The sequence below is a fragment of the Bradyrhizobium sp. SSBR45G genome (genome assembly GCF_030159255.1).
Classification (GTDB): Bacteria; Pseudomonadota; Alphaproteobacteria; order Rhizobiales; family Xanthobacteraceae; genus Bradyrhizobium.
Window position 1 is genome coordinate 64,671 of record NZ_BSCT01000031.1, and the last position, 17,022, is coordinate 81,692.

Below are 17,022 nucleotides of genomic sequence, written 5' to 3' on the forward strand. Positions count from 1 at the left end.
AAGCAGCTGGCAATTGACGTAGGGCTGGCGGCGGCCTTGGCGTGCAAACGGATGGATCGAGATGGCCGATGGTTGCATCAAACCAGCGCGCCGGGGAACCGGCGGCAAATAGGACGGGTCAAATTCCAAGGCCTCGGCCTCTGCCGAGATCGATGCCATGAGCGAAGGCCAGTTCCTGGCCGAGCCGGCGGCCTGTTTCGAATGCGATGCCGAGGTCTTTCTTGCGACTGGCGAGGATAGATTCCAGTTGCGGATCGCGCTCGAGGCTTTTGGCCATATCGCACATCGCGGAGCGGGCGGCCTTATAGCCGGAGATGTCGCCAGCTTGATACAGGCGCTGGCTGGCGTGGTCGAGCTTCTGCCAACGTTCCACGAACCCGTCGGCCCGACGGCTCGGATCGATGCGTAGTTCGGTTTCGATCTGGAGCGCGCGAACCGCGCGGCTGACCTGGCCCCCAGCCGCCTCGCGAGCCAGTTCTGGGCTTTGCTTGTACGCGGCCTCAGCATCATGCGAGCCATAGGGCCGCACCGCCTCGAAGGCCTGGCGGGCCTTCTGTAGCTCTTTGACTTGGTCCGGACTTGCCACACCGCCTGTCTCCTTTGCCGTGAAGATCGCATCCACGGCGCGGGCATGGCGCACCAGCGCTCGGGTCCGCACGCGACGCAGTTCCTTGTCCGCCTCTTCGGCCACCTTCCTGTCCGCCGCTTCGGTGGCGCGTGGCTCGGCTCTTGCAACGCTGCTTTCCCTTTCCGGCGATCCGCGCTCGGGCCTCCGTCCGCCATCCCGGTCGGGCACCTCTCCAGGGACGCGAACGCCGTCGAACATCTCGCGCAGCTTCTCCGGCACAATCTTGCGCACGATCTCGGCCACGCGCTCGCGGAAGGTGATCCCACGCCGCTCGGCGTAACTCTGGACCGGATCGACGCGCTCGTAATCCGAGGCCATATCCTTGGCGCGATCGCGCGACAGGGCACGGGTGAGCCGGTCCTGACCCGCAAAATCATCACGGCCATAGTGCAGGCCTACCCCGTCGCGGTGCCGAGACAGCGCGACATAGCTGCTGTGGGCGTCCATGCCCGGCGTCGCCAGCACATAGACGCGGTCCACCGTCATGCCCTGCGCCTTGTGGATCGTCGCCGCATAGCCATGGTCAATCCGGTTGTAATCCTTCAGGTCAAAGCGCACAGATCGGCCATCGTCGGTCTGCACGGTCAGGAACCGCGCGCTGACCTGTTCGACGGTCCCGAGGGTGCCGTTCTTCACGCCCAGGCCGCGCTCGTTCTGTAGGAACATGATGCGATCCCCGCAGGCGAAGGACCTCGCGCCGCGCTCGACCGCCACACGCACCTCGTCGCCGAGATCGCCGGCGGCCCGCATTCGCTCGCGCGCTGCCTCGTTCAGCTCCCGAACTTCGTCGTTGGTGTGGGTGAGGATGATCCGACTTCGGTCCGGTGACGCCTGTCGGTCGTGGTCCCAGCGCGCGATCAGATCGTCGCGTGCCTGCTCGCTGGTCTGGACCTCATGCACCATCCCGTGGGAGCGGTAAGCTCCGAGCGCTTCCCCCACTTTGCCGGTCGCCAGATCGCGCGTGGCATCGCGCTGCCAGTCCTCCCGCTGACGCCGCACTTCACTGATTTCCGCCCCGCTGTGACGCTCATGGATAGACCGGAACGACGCGCCCGCTTCGATCGCCTGCAGCTGCTGCGGATCGCCGACCAGCACCACCTTGGCGCCAGCTTCCGCCGCATGAGACAGCACGCGATCGAGCTGGCGCGCGCCGACCATGCCGGCTTCGTCGATGACCAGCACATCGCTCGATTTGAGCAGATCACGGCCCTGTCTCCAGCCATGCTCCAGGCTGGCAATCGTGCGTGACGCAATGCCCGATCCGCTTTCGAGATTTTCCGCCGCAATGCCGGACAGCGCCACGCCACGAACCTCGAAGCCGGCCGCTTCCCACGCCTCCCGCGCCACCCCCAGCATCGCGCTCTTTCCCGTCCCGGCATGGCCGACGACGATGCTGAGGTCGCGTCCGTCCGTGACATGCGCCAGCGCCTCGGCCTGCTCGGATGACAGGACCAGGCCGCGCGCTTCCGCATGCGCCAAAGCTATCCTGCGCTCCGCGTCGCGCCCCTCATGAAGCTCCCGGTCAGCCATCCGTTCAGCGGCCCTGTCCAGGCGCTGTTCGGCCTCGATCATTCCGCGGGTGGTGAACCGATCCTCGCCGCGGGCGTCCTTACCGAGTTCGACCAGATCGGGCGCTCCCTGCATCGCGCCCATGACCTGGTTGAACTGGTCGATCCCGTCACTGTGTCGGTGGGCGAACTTGGCCAGGTCGCGTCGCGTGAAGGTCGATTGCTGCTGGGTGATCGCGTCCAATCCAAGCGAGGGATCCGCGATAATCCGCGCGCCATTGCCGCGCGCGATCTCCCGGTGCATCTCGGCCCGGTCCGCCTGACCGACTTCGCCCGCGGTGCCTCGGACCTCGATCCGTTGCGCCGGTGCGCCGATCTGAGTCTGTGGCTCCAGCGCGATGCCCTGGGCTTCCAGACTGCGATGGTCGGTCCGCGCGTCGATGTCGAGCTCGGCCAGGCGTTCATTGGCAAGCTCAGCCCAACGCTTCCGCCAGCGCTCCACCATCTCGGTGCGGTTCCAGTCCCGGACCTTCTGACCAAACCCATTCCCGTCCACTGCGCGCATGGTCAGCATGACATGGGCATGGGGCTTGGGCATGCCGTCCTCGGCTCTGTCCCAATGCACATTGAGGTCGGCGATCATGCCAAGACCGACGAACTCGCTCCGAACGAAGTCCCGAGCCAGCTCGATCCCCTGCGCCTCAGTCAGCTCGCGAGGAAGGGCGAACTCGACCTCACGGGCCAGCTGCGCATCCTTCCGGACTTCGCACGCCTCGACATCGTTCCAGAGCCGAGCGCGGTTACTCCAGGCTTCCGGCGTGCCTTCAGGCAGCATCACCTCGGAATGGACGACGCCGTGCTTTCCGGAAAAGTCCTGCTCACGGCCCAACCGCTCGTCACGCAGCCGTGAAGCGGAGCGGTAGGCTGCCGACGCCACCGCGCTGCTCCCGGCCTTCCGGCCAATGATCTTGACGTGAAGATGATAGATCGCCATAGCGACCAGAGCATCTACACAGCGAAGCGTACGTCGGCACGACGTATAAGCGCGCCCTCCCTCGAAAAAATCTCGGGAGGGATTACCGCGTCCCAGGGTGTCCTGACGACCCTACAGCGTTGTGCTGGGTGTCGAGCTATCATTTCTCCATCAAAATTCACGGAGACTATGATGCGCAAACCACGAGACTTCGATGCAGATCTCAAGGCACTCGAGGACAAGGCGCGAGGCATGAAAGCCAGCAAAGTGCGACAGCTCGGCGAATTGGTCATCGCGACTGGTGCTGATACGCTCAGCGTCGATGAATTGGCAGGCGCACTGATTGTACTGGCCGAGACGAAAGATGCCGGAAAGAGGGAGGCATGGTCCAAGCGCGGGGCCGCATTCTTTCAAAGCCGGTCGCGGCGAACTGCGCCAGCAATTGTTCGCAACATCGATGGTGCTCCTGTGTGCCACTTCGTTGGCGATCGGGAGATTTAGGAGGCAAGCCTTTGTCTGGGTAGGCGCTAGGAGCGCTAGCTGTATCGACCTTGGTCACGTTCTCTTCTGATCAAGGGCTTGCCAGTTACAACAAGTCCACTTCGGACTTTCTCTTTTATGAGGCGCCGCCACTCGTTGCGTCCTCTATCTCGGTCAACAATCTGGAGGCACGGACAAGGTCTTGCGTACCAAAACCTTCAGTAAATTCCCCAAAAATTGGAGCGAGCAATTGGACTGCGTCTTTCTCGCGGCCTGTCGTCGCCCAATGAGCCGCGAGGTCGGTGGCGGTCCGAAGTGCGAAAGTCAACGCGCCGATAGCGCGGGCCTCGGCAAGCGCCTGCTTGAACAGCTTTTCAGCGCGGACAGTTTCGCCTGCGTGGAGAAAGATCGATGCATTGACACGAAGGAGTTCCGAGCGGCACCAGCGTTCGCCTTGGCGTTCCTGATAAGCGATCGCTCGCCTGACGGCGTCTCGCGCTTCGGCGACCCGTCCTTGTCGAAGATAGGCGCGAGCGAGGAAAGCCAGATAGCTGCCGATCCGCATCAAGAAGCGGCATTCAATCAGTTCATCGATCGCGTCGCGAATATCCTCCACCGCCCGCCGATCGCCGCGCAAGTTGCGCAGGCAGGCGGAGAAATAGCGCTCGACTGAAACCCAGCGAGAGATGCGCTCTCGTTCCAGGTTACGACGCAAACGTTCTGTGAAGAACGCGAGCGCATCAAGATCGCCAATTTCCAGGGAGATGGGAAGAGCGGCCAGCCCGAGTGCGTTCGACTGTGATACCCAATGGCCGCCGCGGTCTGCAGCATCCACGGCGTCGCGCGCCAGCTTGGCGGCGTAGTCGGCCTGCCCCTGCATCCACGCGACGAAGGGCAGGTTGAAGCGGACGGTGATGAAGCGGTAGACCTCATTTGCATCCTTGCGCGAACGTCCCTGGGCCAGCGAATGGGTGGACGCGAGACGATCGAGAACTGGGCGGCTTTTGCCTAATTCGCCTGCGAAGGCGTGGGCCCAGGCCAAGGCCCTGTCGGCTTCGGATGTGGCCGTTGAATCGGGGTCCCGGCCGGCCAGCGAGGTAGCCTGCTCAAGATAGGTTATGGCACGTGCGATTTCTCCGATCTGGAGCAGGTAAAACGCAAAACCTACCAGCGCGCGCTGCTGATAATCGACGTTGCCGGCGCGTGTCGCGAACGCGATGGCATCAAGCCAAGCGACCTCGTTCTCATTCGAACTCTTGCGGGCGTAGAACAGACTCCATCCGAGGGCACAGGCGAGCTTCGCTTTTGACAGATCGTCGCATGGGACGCACTTGGCCAAGGCGAGTGCGACCTCCAGCCGCGCCTGCGCCTCCGACAGGATGGAGGTTTCCGACCAGAGAGTGATAGCCGCAACTGCAAGCCTGATGCCGAGCATGGGATCGCCTTGCTCGCCGAACGACCACGATAATGCGCTTCTCAGATCGGCAATGCGGCCGAGGTAGCGCTCGGTCCAATCGGCCGGCTCGCGCCAATTCCACTCCTCCTCGGACTGCTCGAACAGCGCTATCATACGTTCCGCATGCCGGCGCATCGCCGAGTCGCACGCCGGGTCGCCTCGACACCGCTCGGCCGCGTAGCGGCGTGTACTGTCGAGCAGCCGGTAGCGCAGGCTCGCGCCCCGGGCCTGTGCGCTCAACAGTGATTTGGCGACGAGACTCCCGAGTGCGGTCACAACGTCGATTGGCGTGAGCCCTGCCGCGTCTGCCACGAAGACCGCATCATCGTGCTCGAACCCGTCACTGAACACAGACAGTACGGCGAAGAGCCTGGCTTCCTTCTGCGAGAGCAGCCGGTAGCTCCACTCAATCGTCGCCATCAGCGTTTCATGGCGCGGCAACGAGACGGCGATGCTGGCCGCGGCAAAACCGAGCTTCTGATCGAGATTGACCAATAGCTCCCGCGGAGTAAACCTGCCGATTTGGGCTGCAGCCAATTCGATGGCCAATGGAAGTCCGTCCAACGAATGGCAGATCGTGGCTATTGCGTTGCAATCGTCGTCGACGAACTCGTAATCCGACCATTCGGTAGCGCGTCGGACGAACAGCTCCACCGCCGGGAATCTGACAGCCTGATCGACCGACAGTCCAAGACCGAAGCTCGGAAATGAGAGAGAGCCAAGCCGAATGACATGCTCCAGGGTGGTGCCGAGCGGCTCGCGGCTCGTAGCAAGCAGCCTCGATGGCGATGTGTCCGTCATGAACTTGCTGGCAAAGATCGTGGCGGCGGGCAGCACATGCTCGCAGTTGTCGAGGATGAGCAGCATTTGCCGCGGCCGCAGATAGTCGAGGACAGCAGCCAGACCAACGTCCGTATTGCCTCGGATTCCGAGCGCCGTCACCAGAGCCGCGCCGAACAGGGTAGGATCGGAGATCGTCGTGAGATCGACGAAGCAGACGCCGTCGCGATATCTTGAAGCGTGCGCCTGAGCGACGGCCAAGGCGACGGTTGTCTTCCCGATTCCCCCGGCGCCGGCCAGTGTTATGTGTCTGTCCTCGGCGAGTAGATCGGCGATGGCGGCGATATCGGCTTCCCGGCCCACGATGCCGCGCGGCAATGGCGGCTGCGTAAGCGGGGGCGGATCAGCTGGCGTAGGCTCCTCCTCGATATCGCCGATCCCGACCCGGACATCGGCGATGAATTTGTACCCGCGCCGCGCGACGGTCGCGATGTAGACGGGCTCGATCTGGGTGTCTCCCAGCGAGCGCCGCAAGCTCCACATATTGACCTTGAGGTTGCTGTCATGGACGTACGTGCCCGGCCAGGCGGCCGCCGTCAGGTCGTTCTTGCTGACGAGCTCGCCACGGCGCTGCACCAGCAGACGCAAGAGCTCGAAGGCGCGTCCGCCCAGTTTGACGGGGCGCTCGTCCAGTAGAAGAAGCTGACGGCCGGGGACAAGTCGAAAAGGACCGAAGCTGAACGTCAGCTCCTGTCGGGCTGCACCCAGTTCTTTTGTGGCGGTCCGCATTGAGCAAGGCCAATCGGTCGACGAGATCAATTGGTAATATCATGATCCAAAAAGTTAATAAAGCGAACCATTTGCAACTGCAGGAGTGCGGGCCCAAAACTTCCTGTCCAAGGCGCTCGGGTTATTTTTTGGGCACGCTGCGAACGGCTGTGCTGATAAACCCGATGCCTCATGATGGAGTTGCGGAAACTCGGCGGAACACTCTTTCGAATTGCACTTCAGCGAGGAAGCGGAGCGGGGGGCGGCGCGCGAGTGCAACCTGTTGCTCGCCTTTAACGCCTTTTAACCGAGCCACGTCTGGACTTCGCTGTCGCTCCTTGAGAATTTCAGCATCGGCATGGCAGCGGCCCGGGGCTGCACTCATTGACCGGACGGAATGATCGCTCTTGCGGTAGGAGGCTGAAAATCACCGCAACTTGCGGAGGTTTGATGGCACTCGTGACTCATGGAGATCGGAAGTACCGAAACAGCGAGAAACTCGCAGCGGGCAACGACTGGCCAGAGCTGAGCATAGAACATCGTAAGTTTGCAGCAGGATGCCAGGCGACGCCGGTTCCCTTCTGCGAGCTGGTGATGCTGCTGTCAGGCCGCGGGATTGTCTGTGGCACCGGCAACGCAGAAATCCAGAAAAGCCTAGCGCGGCGCGGCATGAGCGACCTCGTCCCGCTCAGGACGCAGGAAAGTCATGTCGAGCTTTCGGACAGAATGGAGTGTCTTCATCATCTCCCGCCGCCGCTGCTCGACCAGAGCGCGCCCGCGGACTTCGACATCGACCAGCAAAGATCGAAATCGCCTACGCTCGCGGTCTGGCGGACCGGGTGCTCTTCCACATCTGCTCACACTTCGGATCTGCTTCACCCTCCGCGCCAGTCGACTGACGCGCTGTTCGTGGACGGATTCAAGTCACGCTCGCAGCGCATCTTTTGGGCAAATACACAATCGATGGCTGTCGTGCACCCGACAAGTCTCCGTCGCTCGATCCAAGGCGTCTGCAGCGCGTGCTCGATTATATCGAGACGTCTCTGGGAGACGAGGTCGGGCTCGACGATCTGGCGGCTCAGGCCTGTCTCAGCCCCTATCATTTCTGCCGGCTGTTTCGCGAAGCGGCCGGATTGTCACCGCACCGATACGCAACTGATCGGCGCGTGCAGGCTGCGCAGCACGAACTCGGGCGTAGTCGACCCTTCTTGGTAGAAATCGGCCCTGGAATTCGGTTTTGGCTCGCAAGCGAACTTCACGCGTGTCTTCCGCAAGGCCGCAAACCGCTCTCCGGGGCAGTATCGCGAATTGTGCTGCGGCCAGATCGAGGCAATTGCCGATGAGCCCGATCCGAACGACCGCAGGGATTGCTCGTGATCCCGCAGGATTCGCAAATACGATTTTGGGGCCCCGCGATAATGTCGTTGCAACATGTTTCCTTATGGAACCGTCCAGGAAGCCGATCATGACCCAACACGTCCTGTTTATCGTCAGCAACGCAGCAGTGATCGGCCCACAGAATCGCAAGACGGGCTTCTTTTTCGCCGAGGTTGCGCATCCGTTCGATGTTCTTGACAAGGCAGGCGTCGCGGTTGAATTCGCTTCCCTGAGAGGCGGATGGACGCCCTATGACGCCTACGACGAGAAAGATCCTGCGCAAAAAGCCTTCCTTGAAAGCAAAGCTTTTCGCCGTCTCAATCGCAGCCGCAAGCTGGCCGAGGTGGATGCTGCGGATTTTGATGCGATACTGGTGCCAGGCGGACTTGGGCCGATGGTCGATATCCAGCGAAACCCTACCGTTCATAATGCGGTTGTGCGTGCGTGGAGCACGGGAAAATTCGTGACGGCCGTTTGTCACGGTCCATGCGCGCTTCTCGGAGTAGACCTTGGCGACGGCAAGCCGTTCGTGCGGGGAAGAAAGCTAACATCGTTCTCGAAGAAGGAAGAGTACGACTACGCACGTGAAGATGTTCCTTACGAGCTTGAAGATGCTTTGAGGGCCGAGGGCGCTGAATATACGTCTGCGGATAACTGGCAGCCCCACGTCGTCGTCGATGGGCGCCTCATCACCGGGCAGAATCCTGCATCGGCCGGGCTCCTGGCAAAGGAGCTGCTGGCGGCACTCAGAAGCAGCCGCGGATAGCTGGACCGCTGAGGTAGCAGTCACGGAAAAAAGGTCGGTTCAACAATGCCGTCAAAGATCACTGCCATTCTGGTTGCTCACCCTGGCAAGGGCCTCGAGCTTGGAGAGCTGCTTGTCGGGATGGCGCCACATTGCAGAGCAGAGCCAGGAAACCTGCGTTGGGACATTTGGCGCGACAGTGTGGATGATCATCGTTACGTTCTAGACGAACTCTATCGAGACGGTGCTGCGGTCGAAGCGCATCGGAACTCGCAGCATTATCAAGAGTACCTGGCCAGGGTGCCAAAACTGGCCGAACGTACGGCAGTCGTCGCGGAGGCCGTGGACGTCAGATAATCGGTGTCGTCCGCATGTCGGCAATGTCGCGGAGCTTCAGTTGCCACAACGCGAAGACAGCCGAGTCGGACAGATCACGCACGCAATCGCGCTTCCTTCACGGAGTTGAAGGTCGACCGATAAGCAGATTATCGAGGTGATGTCGCTCACACTCGGCTATCGCGAAAGAACCCGGGTGTACGACCGAAGGAGTTGCGATGCGTCTGTCCTGCACGATTGTCATCGGCCTGATCATGGCGAGTGCACATCCATCGTTCGGGGAGTCCACGGCGTCCGAATGTGGGCCGGTCGCGTCTGCTCATCGCTGCACGTTGCCAATGCCGAGCTGCGCAGCCGGCGCTTCAACGGTTCACTACCACACGGCCGCTATCAACGGCGTGAACGTGTTCTACCGGGAGGCTGGGCCGGCAGATGGGCCGGTCGCTCTCTTTTTGCATGGCTTCCCGACGTCCTCGCATATGTTCCGCGATCTGATCCCGAAGTTGGCTCACAGATATCATGTGATTGCGCCGGACTATCCCGGCTTCGGGCAGAGCGACGCTCCAGACCGCAGCCGGTTCTCCTATTCGTTTGCGAACTATGCCGAGGTGATCGATGCTTTGCTGGATCAACTCGGTGCAAAGCGCTATGCCATTTACGTCATGGATTACGGGGCACCGGTCGGCTATCGGCTCGCTCTCAAACATCCTGAGCGTGTGACTGCCCTCATCGTTCAAAACGGCAACGCCTACGAAGAGGGGTTGCGAGAAGCTTGGGATCCAATCAAGGCGTATTGGAAAGAAGGCACGGAAGAGCGGAGGAATGCGCTTTCGTTCCTCGTCTCGGCTGCGTCGACGAAGTTCCTGTACACCGACGGCGTACGCGATCCGACCCGCATCAGTCCAGACAATTGGGTCCACGACCAGGCACTGCTGGATCGTCCAGGAAATAAGGATATTCAGCTCGACCTGCTGTACGACCACGCGACCAACGTCCCGCTTTATCCTGCCTTCCAGGCGTTTTTCCGCGAGCGTAATCCTCCCGCTCTGATCCTCTGGGGCAAGAACGACAAAGTCTTCGCTGAAGCAGGTGCGTACGCGTATCTGCGCGATTTGCCAGCAGCCGAGTTGCACATGCTGGACACTGGCCACTTCGCACTCGAGGACAAAATCGACGTGATGGCGCCGTTGATCAACGACTTTCTCGACCGAGTTAACAAGTAGCGCTGATGAAATAATTGCGCGCGAAGCCGACATTGGCCGTTTTTTCAGGCGACCCCACAAGATGAAAGGAAATCATATGAAGTACCTGGCACCTTTGCTGGCCCTCTCGGCGCTTGCCATGACGTCGACCTCCTCGGGAGCTCAGCAGCAGAAAGCGACATCCGTCGTCCTCGTCCATGGAGCGTTCGTTGATGGCTCAGGCTGGCAAGCGGTCTACGATCTTCTCAAGAAGGACGGCTACGAAGTATTGGTGGTTCAAAATCCGACCATCACACTCGAAGGCGACGTCGCCGCCACAGAGGCGGTGATCGCAGCGGCCAAGTATCCCGTCGTGCTCGTGGGGCACTCCTATGGCGGCATGGTGATCACGCAGGCGGGCGAAAATCCGAAGGTCAAAAGCTTGGCTTACATCGCAGCTTTTGCGCCGGACACGGGCGAATCGGCCGCATCGCTAAATTCGTGGCCAGCAGAGCCTGGCGAAACGAAGGCGCCGCTGCTGCCCCCGGAGAACGGCTATCTACTGGTCGATCCCGCGAAGTTCCCGACGTCCTTTGCAGCGGATTCGCCCGTGGCTCTCACCGAATTCATGGCGGCCGCGCAAGTGCCATGGGGATTGAAAGCCGTTGAAGCGAAGGTCACGAAGGTCGGCTGGAAGGCAAAGCCGAGCGTTTTCCTGGTCCCGTCTCAGGATCGCATGATAACCCCGAGTTCGCAAAGAAAGATGGCCAAGCGAAGCGGTGCGCGAGTGGAAGAGATAAGCAGCAGCCATGCGGTGATGCTGTCTCATCCGCGGGAGGTCGCCGCGTTCATCGAGTCGGCCGACCGATGATCGAAGCGGAACAGATCAAATTTCGTTGTGACCCGCAGTGGCTTCCGCTGCGGGTCGTCGAGTGCAGGAGCACGCAGCTAGGCCGTCAAGTGAGCGGACGATCTCCGAAATCTTGCCAAGGGCGTCGGAAAACACTTGCCGGGTCCTGGCAGCTGAGCGCAGCTTCGTGCTGGTCTTTCCTACGATGTCATCTCGCGGGCTTGCCGCAGGAGGTGCGACGCTCTCACGAGATCCCGCGTAGCGAAACCCTCCCGGAACTGCCGATAGACGGGTGACAGAATGGAATTGGCCTTCTCTGGATAGCCAGCCTCGAGATGATGCGCCGCAAGTTCGCTGGCCGCGCGCAGTTCGAACGACAGCGCCTCGATGCTGCGGGCCTCGTCGATCGCGTCTAGGAGGAGACGGTGGGCGCGATCAGGCTGCCCAGAGGCGCGATGGATAAGGGCCTGGATTCGCATCAGCTCGGAGCGGCACCAGCGCTCATCCTGTTGGGCCTCATAGCGTGCCGCCACTGCGATCGCATCGTTCGCGTGGGCCAACTCTCCGCGAAGGAGATGTCGCTCGGCCGCGACACCCATCATCGCGGGAATTCGCATGACGAATCGTGTTTGAATGAGATCATCGATCGCCTGCCTGATCCCGAGTGTGGCGCCGGGATCGCCGCGGGAGTCTGCGAGGACGGCCGTATAGAACCGCTGGATCGGCAGCCAGATTCCGATGGTTTCCTGCTCGAGAATGCCGCCGAGCTTTCGCGTGTAGCGTTCGAGGTCCGCAAGATTTCCGTTAAGAAGGGAGACCGGACAGCAGGCGAGCGCGAGCACGTTCGACTGCGACGCCAGGTGCCCCTCGGACAGCTCCGCCGCCTCGCGAGCAAGAGCTGCGGCGAGATCGGGCCGCCCGCTCACCCAGGCAAACCTCACCGTGTAATTGCGAATGCCGATCGAGCGGTCGACCTGGAAGCCAGCCATGCGCGAGCCCTTGCCGATCCCCGGGAATTGCGCTGCCAGCCGTTCGAGCGTCGCGAGACTGTCGGTCAGCGCTCCCGTGTGCGCCCGCGCCCAGGCCAAGGTCCGCTCGCCCTCGGGCGACAGCGACCAGTCCTGGTGCTCATCGCAAAGCGCACGAAATTGCTCAAGTCGTTCGATCGCCGCGTGTATGCGTCCGACGTCCATCAAATAGACCGAGAGGCCAAGCAGGGCAAGCAGCTCCGAGCGGAGGTCGGAGGCCTTGCGCGAATAGGCAACGGCCTTGATCCAATATTCTTCGGTCTCCGGCGGAAACTGGCGCGCATACATCATGCTCCAGGCATACGGGATCGTGAGTTTCGCTTTGGTGAGATCGTCGATCTGCAGCGCCTCGGCATGGTCGAGCGCCACTTTCACCCGCGTCTGCGTATCCGAGATGAGCGAGGTCTCGAACCACAATGGGATCGTCAACATGGTGAGGCGGACGCCGAGCGCGGCATCGCCACCGTCCGCGAAGGCCCAGGCCAAGGCCGCCTGCACGTCGGCGAGCCGGCCGCGATAGGTCTTCGTCCAATCATCGCTGTCACGCCAGCCCCATTCGGTCTCCGACTGCTCGAACAGAGCCGCGATGCGCTCGGCGTGCCAGCGGCGCGCCTGCGGCTGCAAGCCGGCGTCCTGCAGGCGCTTTGCGGCATATCGCCGCGTGCTGTCGAGCAGGCGGTAGCGAAGATTGGCGCCCTCGACCTGGGCTGTCAGCAAAGACTTGATAACGAGACCGCCAAGGCCGATGGTCACATCGATGGGGGACAGGCCTCGTGGCGCCGCGATGGCGATCACGTCTTCCAGGTCGAACGCGTCGGCGAACACGGAGATCAGGCAGAACACCTCCACCTCGTGTGGCGACAGCAGGCCGTAGCTCCAGTCGATGGCCGCGAGCAGCGTGTCGTGGCGGCCTGGCGTCTTGGTGGTATCGTCGGCATGAAAGCCGAGATAATCGCTCAGCCGCGCGGCCAGCTCCTGCACGGGATGATCATCGAGCTCGCCCGCCAGCAGCTCGATGGCGAGCGGAAGCCCGTCTACCGAGCGGCAGATCTGACTGACCGCATCGCGATCGGCTTCGCTGATCTGATGGCCGGTCCATTCCGAGGCCCTGCGCGCAAACAGCTCGACGGCGGGAAATTTCAGGAGCTCGTCGAGCGTGGACAGGTCGTGCGCTGGAAAGGCGAGGGGATCCAGCCACATCACGTGCTCGCCGGGGACGCGCAGCGGCTCGCGGCTCGTCGCCAGGAGTCTGGACCGACCCGGCTGACGCGCAAAGCTGCGCGCGAAGATTGCCACGGCGGGCAGCACGTGCTCGCAATTGTCGAGCAGCACCAGCATCGCCCTGTCCTTGAGATGGGCGACGGCGGCGTCGAGGGGGGCGCCCATGTCGCCGCGAAGTCCGAGCGCTGCGACGAAGGCCGAGGGCAGCAGCGCGGGATCATCGATCCTGGCGAGATCGACGAAACAGACGCCGTCGGGATAGTGGCCTTCCAGGCTGTGCGCCGCGGAGATGGCGATGGTGGTCTTGCCGACACCGGCGGGTCCGATCACCGTGACCTGGGGATGCGTCTGCAGCAGCTCGATCAGGCGGGCGATCTCGCGCTCGCGGGCGATGACGTCCTCCAGCACCGGCAGACGGCTCGGGCGTGCCGCGACCGGGGCAGCAGCGACTTCGGCGGTAGCAGCGTCAGTTATCTGCACCTGCGCCACAAAGCGATAGCCACGCCGGGCGACGGTTGCGATATAGGTCGATTGCTCCTGCGTGTCGCCGAGCGAGCGACGCAGGCTATGCATGTTGACCTTGAGATTGCTCTCGTGGACGAACGTGCCAGGCCATGCATAGGCCATGAGCTCGTCCTTCGAGATCAGTTCGTTGCTGCGCTCGACGAGGAGGTGCAGCAGTTCGAATGCTCTCCCGCCGAGTTTGACGGTGGCGCCGTCACGCGTGAGCAGTTGCCGCTCCGGAAGCAGCCGGAACGGTCCGAACGAATACACGACCTTCTGACGCATGAGCTCCTTTGACGTCGAACCTCGGATCGAGGCGTGGGGCCCCCATTCGACTATCTATCAATTGAGCCTGCTATGCGCCAGTCGTGGCCTCCCTTGGACCAACAGCCGGTCCGACGTGATACCCGTCTCGCGTCGTGGAACCTCAGACGACACGGACGTTTTGTTGACTTGACCTCATTCGCCTTCTGCCCAAAATTCGATCATTGCCGCGGCGCGGTGAAAACCGTCATCCGCATGACATCGACTCCGCCATCGGCAAGCTCCGGCAGCTTGGCGAACCACGCCTTGACGTAGGGCATCGTGTTGTGGGCATCGAAATCGGCCTGGCTGGCAAAGACCTCGTAGAAGACGAAATGTCCCGGCTTGGCACGATCCTCCTGGAAAAAGTACACGAGGTTCTTCGGGTCGCCGCGGACCAGATCGATCAAGGGCAGGGTGGCCGCTCTCAATGCATCCTCCTTGCCTCGCTTTGCCCGCACCTGCGCCACCACGGAGTAGGCGCCGTTCGGAATGGCCGCATAGTTTGGCGACAAGGTCTGCTGGGCGGAAGCGGCCGAGCCCGTCAGCGTCGATGCAGCGACGAGGAGGGCGGTGAATAGCTGAGCGTGCAAGTAATTTGGCATCGAATGTCCTTTTCGCGTGGGATGTCCGCGATGAGCCGGTGCAGGCCGAACGGCCGTCGAACGCACCAGCAACCGGGTGGCTGCTGGTGCTTTTGGCGGATCAGCGCGTGATGGTCTGCTGGCGCTTGGCGAGCGCCTCGCTGAATCGCCGCTTGACCGGGCCGAGCGCCTTGACGAATTCGAGCTGCTCGCCCTCCGGTCCCTTGCAATAGATCAGCTCCCAGCCGTTCGACGGCTCCTCGGTCACCCGGTTGGTGTTGGCGCTGCGCGGCGCGGCCTTGCGCTCGGCCTCGGTCCGCACCCGCACGCTGCGGTTGGCCCTGACCTGCGTCATGCCGCGCTTGGCGGATTCTGCCTCGAGGTCGGCGATGAACTTGTTGAAGTCGACCTCGTCACGCACGTAGAAGCAGATGTGCATCATGCGCGGGAAGGCGGGGCTCATGTGCTGCACCGGCTCGGCGAAGCTGACGGCGCTGCCCATCGGCTGGTCGGACTCGCGATACTGCAACAGTTCCAGCACCATGTTGTCGAACTGGATGAAACGGACGTCGAGCCGCTGGGCGCCGCTGCGCAGGTCCGGAACGCCGATCGTCCGCGGATTGACGCTACGGCTGTTCGCCTCGATCTCCTGATCGGCGAGCAGGGTGTTCTGCACGCCGTCGCCCTGGAAATCGCCGTGGCGAAAGACCTCCGTGCCGCCGAGAACCTGGGTGTAGAACTCGTAGGCGCGCTCCATGTTCTGGACCGTCAGGCCGAAATGCTGCACGCCCTGCAGCCGCGCGCCCAGCGGAGCATCGTCCCGCGCACCGTCTGACGCGCCGGCGCCTTGAGCGGCGGCTGTGCTGACCGCCGCAACACTGCTCGCTGCAAGTCCGGTGATCACAGCAGCGCTGGCGGCACGAAGCATGGTCCGGCGTTCAATGTCGGCGGCATCGTTCAAATCGTTGGTCATCTGCAATCTCCTGGCTGTCAACGGGCTGTGTTGCGGCCGTGTGGGCGAGAGTGGGGGGCCGGCCGCAGATCAATGCCCCCAACTCGGAAGCTGGTTAGTTCGTCTCCGGGAGCGGAGCATCCGGATGGATGAGGCAGGCGGCGCGCAGCTCGCTCCAGAACTCGGTAGGAATGACTTCCGCGAGCGCGGCATGATCGGCCGCGATACGGTCGGGGCGGCTTGCTCCGGGAATGACAGCCGCAACGGCGGGATCAGCGAGCGCGAACTGCAGGCCGGCCGCCTTCATGCTGATGCGATGGCGATCGGCGATGGCCTTGATCCGTGCCACCTTCTCGATGATCTCAGCTGGAGCCGGCGCGTATTCGAAGTTCGGACCGCCAACGAGCGCCCCGGAACTATAGGGGCCGCCGACGATGAGTCCGAGCTCGTGCTCGGCCACCATCGGCATCAGCCGCTGCAACGCCTGGGTATGGTCGAGCAGCGTGTAGCGGCCCGCCAGCAGGCAGCCATTGGGGCGGGGCGCATCGAGGGCGAGCAGCAGTTCGATCGGCTCGACCCGGTTGACGCCGAGCCCCCATGCCCTGATCACGCGCTCGTCGCGCAGCCGGTCGAGCGCCTTGAACGCCCCTTTGCGCGCGGTATCGAATACGCCGAGCCACCCGTCGCCGTAGAAGTCCTGCGCGACGTCGTGAACGAAGACGATATCGATACGGTCGAGGCGCAGCCGCTTCAGGCTGTCTTCGATCGAGCGCAGCGTCGCATCGGCCGAGTAGTCGTTGACGATCCTGTTCGGACGTCCATGCTTGAACACGCCGCCCTTCTCGCCGAGGTCGCGGGCATTCACGTCCTCGATCTCGTCGAGGATCAGACGACCCACCTTGGTGCTGATCACATAGTCGGCCCGCGGCCGCCCGGCGAGCGCTGCGCCGAGGCGCAACTCGGCGAGCCCGGCGCCGTAGAACGGCGCGGTGTCGAAATAGCGGATGCCGCTGTCCCATGCGGCGCTCACCGTGGCCAGGGCTTCGTCTTCCGGAATGTCGCGGAACATGTTGCCGAGCGGTGCGGCGCCGAAGCCCAGTTTGCCCGGCAGGATAGTCTTGAGTGACATGCTCTCGTCTCCTTAGATTCGGGGCGACGCCGGCATGCGGCAAAGGAATTGACTGAGACGCACGATGACCTCCGATCGCGATTGTGGACGTGGCTGATTGGCTCAGCCTTCACTACGGCGGATTGGCGCGGACATATTTTCGGATTCTGCGCGATGACGGACCGATCTTGCTGATTGCTGCGCAGCCTCAACAATCGTCCGAGAAGAATGGGGTCGTCA

General features: G+C 62.5%; 12 protein-coding genes and 1 pseudogene. 7 read left to right on the forward strand and 6 right to left on the reverse strand.

Annotated features, from left to right (window positions below; translation table 11 throughout):
- Positions 1 to 118 precede the first annotated feature (118 nt).
- Positions 119 to 3,130, reverse strand: a complete 3,012-nt coding sequence (gene traA, locus QQL87_RS28120; protein ID WP_284422218.1) for a Ti-type conjugative transfer relaxase TraA — start codon at positions 3,128 to 3,130, stop codon at positions 119 to 121.
- 171 nt (positions 3,131 to 3,301) lie between these two features.
- Here traA and QQL87_RS28125 point away from each other — a divergent pair, with 171 nt between their 5' ends.
- Positions 3,302 to 3,610, forward strand: a complete 309-nt coding sequence (locus QQL87_RS28125) for a conjugal transfer protein TraD (protein WP_284422220.1) — start codon at positions 3,302 to 3,304, stop codon at positions 3,608 to 3,610.
- Between the two features lie 115 nt (positions 3,611 to 3,725).
- Here QQL87_RS28125 and QQL87_RS28130 read toward each other — a convergent pair whose 3' ends face one another.
- Positions 3,726 to 6,644, reverse strand: a complete 2,919-nt coding sequence (locus QQL87_RS28130) for an ATP-binding protein (protein WP_284422221.1) — start codon at positions 6,642 to 6,644, stop codon at positions 3,726 to 3,728.
- 968 nt (positions 6,645 to 7,612) lie between these two features.
- Between QQL87_RS28130 and QQL87_RS28135 the strand changes: the two are divergent.
- The 6 genes and pseudogenes from QQL87_RS28135 to QQL87_RS28160 form a co-directional block, all read left to right on the forward strand.
- A pseudogene (locus tag QQL87_RS28135) lies at positions 7,613 to 7,729 on the forward strand (AraC family transcriptional regulator); the annotation flags it as partial.
- An 88-nt stretch (positions 7,730 to 7,817) separates the two neighbouring features.
- Positions 7,818 to 7,970, forward strand: coding sequence for an AraC family transcriptional regulator (locus QQL87_RS28140; RefSeq protein WP_284422250.1), 153 nt, complete (start codon positions 7,818 to 7,820; stop codon positions 7,968 to 7,970).
- 88 nt (positions 7,971 to 8,058) lie between these two features.
- A complete protein-coding gene (locus QQL87_RS28145; protein WP_284422222.1) occupies positions 8,059 to 8,736 on the forward strand; it encodes a type 1 glutamine amidotransferase domain-containing protein in 678 nt (225 codons plus the stop codon).
- 45 nt (positions 8,737 to 8,781) lie between these two features.
- Positions 8,782 to 9,072: a putative quinol monooxygenase gene (locus tag QQL87_RS28150; RefSeq protein ID WP_284422223.1), complete on the forward strand. Its 291-nt coding sequence runs from the start codon at positions 8,782 to 8,784 to the stop codon at positions 9,070 to 9,072.
- Between the two features lie 197 nt (positions 9,073 to 9,269).
- A complete protein-coding gene (locus QQL87_RS28155; protein WP_502871226.1) occupies positions 9,270 to 10,274 on the forward strand; it encodes an alpha/beta fold hydrolase in 1,005 nt (334 codons plus the stop codon).
- Between the two features lie 118 nt (positions 10,275 to 10,392).
- Positions 10,393 to 11,103, forward strand: coding sequence for an alpha/beta hydrolase (locus QQL87_RS28160; protein ID WP_284422252.1), 711 nt, complete (start codon positions 10,393 to 10,395; stop codon positions 11,101 to 11,103).
- 179 nt (positions 11,104 to 11,282) lie between these two features.
- Here the strand turns inward: QQL87_RS28160 and QQL87_RS28165 are convergent, their stop codons facing one another.
- From QQL87_RS28165 to QQL87_RS28180, 4 genes are all read right to left on the reverse strand, one after another.
- Positions 11,283 to 14,120 carry an ATP-binding protein gene (locus QQL87_RS28165; RefSeq protein WP_284422224.1) on the reverse strand — a complete coding sequence of 946 codons (2,838 nt, stop codon included), beginning with the start codon at positions 14,118 to 14,120 and terminating at the stop codon, positions 11,283 to 11,285.
- Between the two features lie 200 nt (positions 14,121 to 14,320).
- Positions 14,321 to 14,809, reverse strand: coding sequence for a putative quinol monooxygenase (locus QQL87_RS28170; protein ID WP_284422253.1), 489 nt, complete (start codon positions 14,807 to 14,809; stop codon positions 14,321 to 14,323).
- A 34-nt stretch (positions 14,810 to 14,843) separates the two neighbouring features.
- Positions 14,844 to 15,695 carry a VOC family protein gene (locus tag QQL87_RS28175; RefSeq protein WP_284422225.1) on the reverse strand — a complete coding sequence of 284 codons (852 nt, stop codon included), beginning with the start codon at positions 15,693 to 15,695 and terminating at the stop codon, positions 14,844 to 14,846.
- Between the two features lie 94 nt (positions 15,696 to 15,789).
- Positions 15,790 to 16,803, reverse strand: a complete 1,014-nt coding sequence (locus QQL87_RS28180; protein WP_284422226.1) for an aldo/keto reductase — start codon at positions 16,801 to 16,803, stop codon at positions 15,790 to 15,792.
- Positions 16,804 to 17,022 lie beyond the last annotated feature (219 nt).

Excerpts from the sequence above, each read along its gene's own strand:
- QQL87_RS28155 (WP_502871226.1), top strand. The coding sequence starts at position 9,270 with ATGCGTCTGTCCTGCACGATTGTCATCGGCCTGATCATGGCGAGTGCA.
- QQL87_RS28175 (WP_284422225.1), bottom strand. The coding sequence starts at position 15,695 with ATGACCAACGATTTGAACGATGCCGCCGACATTGAACGCCGGACCATG.
- QQL87_RS28125 (WP_284422220.1), top strand. The coding sequence starts at position 3,302 with ATGCGCAAACCACGAGACTTCGATGCAGATCTCAAGGCACTCGAGGAC.
- QQL87_RS28165 (WP_284422224.1), bottom strand. The coding sequence starts at position 14,120 with ATGCGTCAGAAGGTCGTGTATTCGTTCGGACCGTTCCGGCTGCTTCCG.
- QQL87_RS28160 (WP_284422252.1), top strand. The coding sequence starts at position 10,393 with ATGACGTCGACCTCCTCGGGAGCTCAGCAGCAGAAAGCGACATCCGTC.
- QQL87_RS28150 (WP_284422223.1), top strand. The coding sequence starts at position 8,782 with ATGCCGTCAAAGATCACTGCCATTCTGGTTGCTCACCCTGGCAAGGGC.
- traA (WP_284422218.1), bottom strand. The coding sequence starts at position 3,130 with ATGGCGATCTATCATCTTCACGTCAAGATCATTGGCCGGAAGGCCGGG.
- QQL87_RS28180 (WP_284422226.1), bottom strand. The coding sequence starts at position 16,803 with ATGTCACTCAAGACTATCCTGCCGGGCAAACTGGGCTTCGGCGCCGCA.
- QQL87_RS28145 (WP_284422222.1), top strand. The coding sequence starts at position 8,059 with ATGACCCAACACGTCCTGTTTATCGTCAGCAACGCAGCAGTGATCGGC.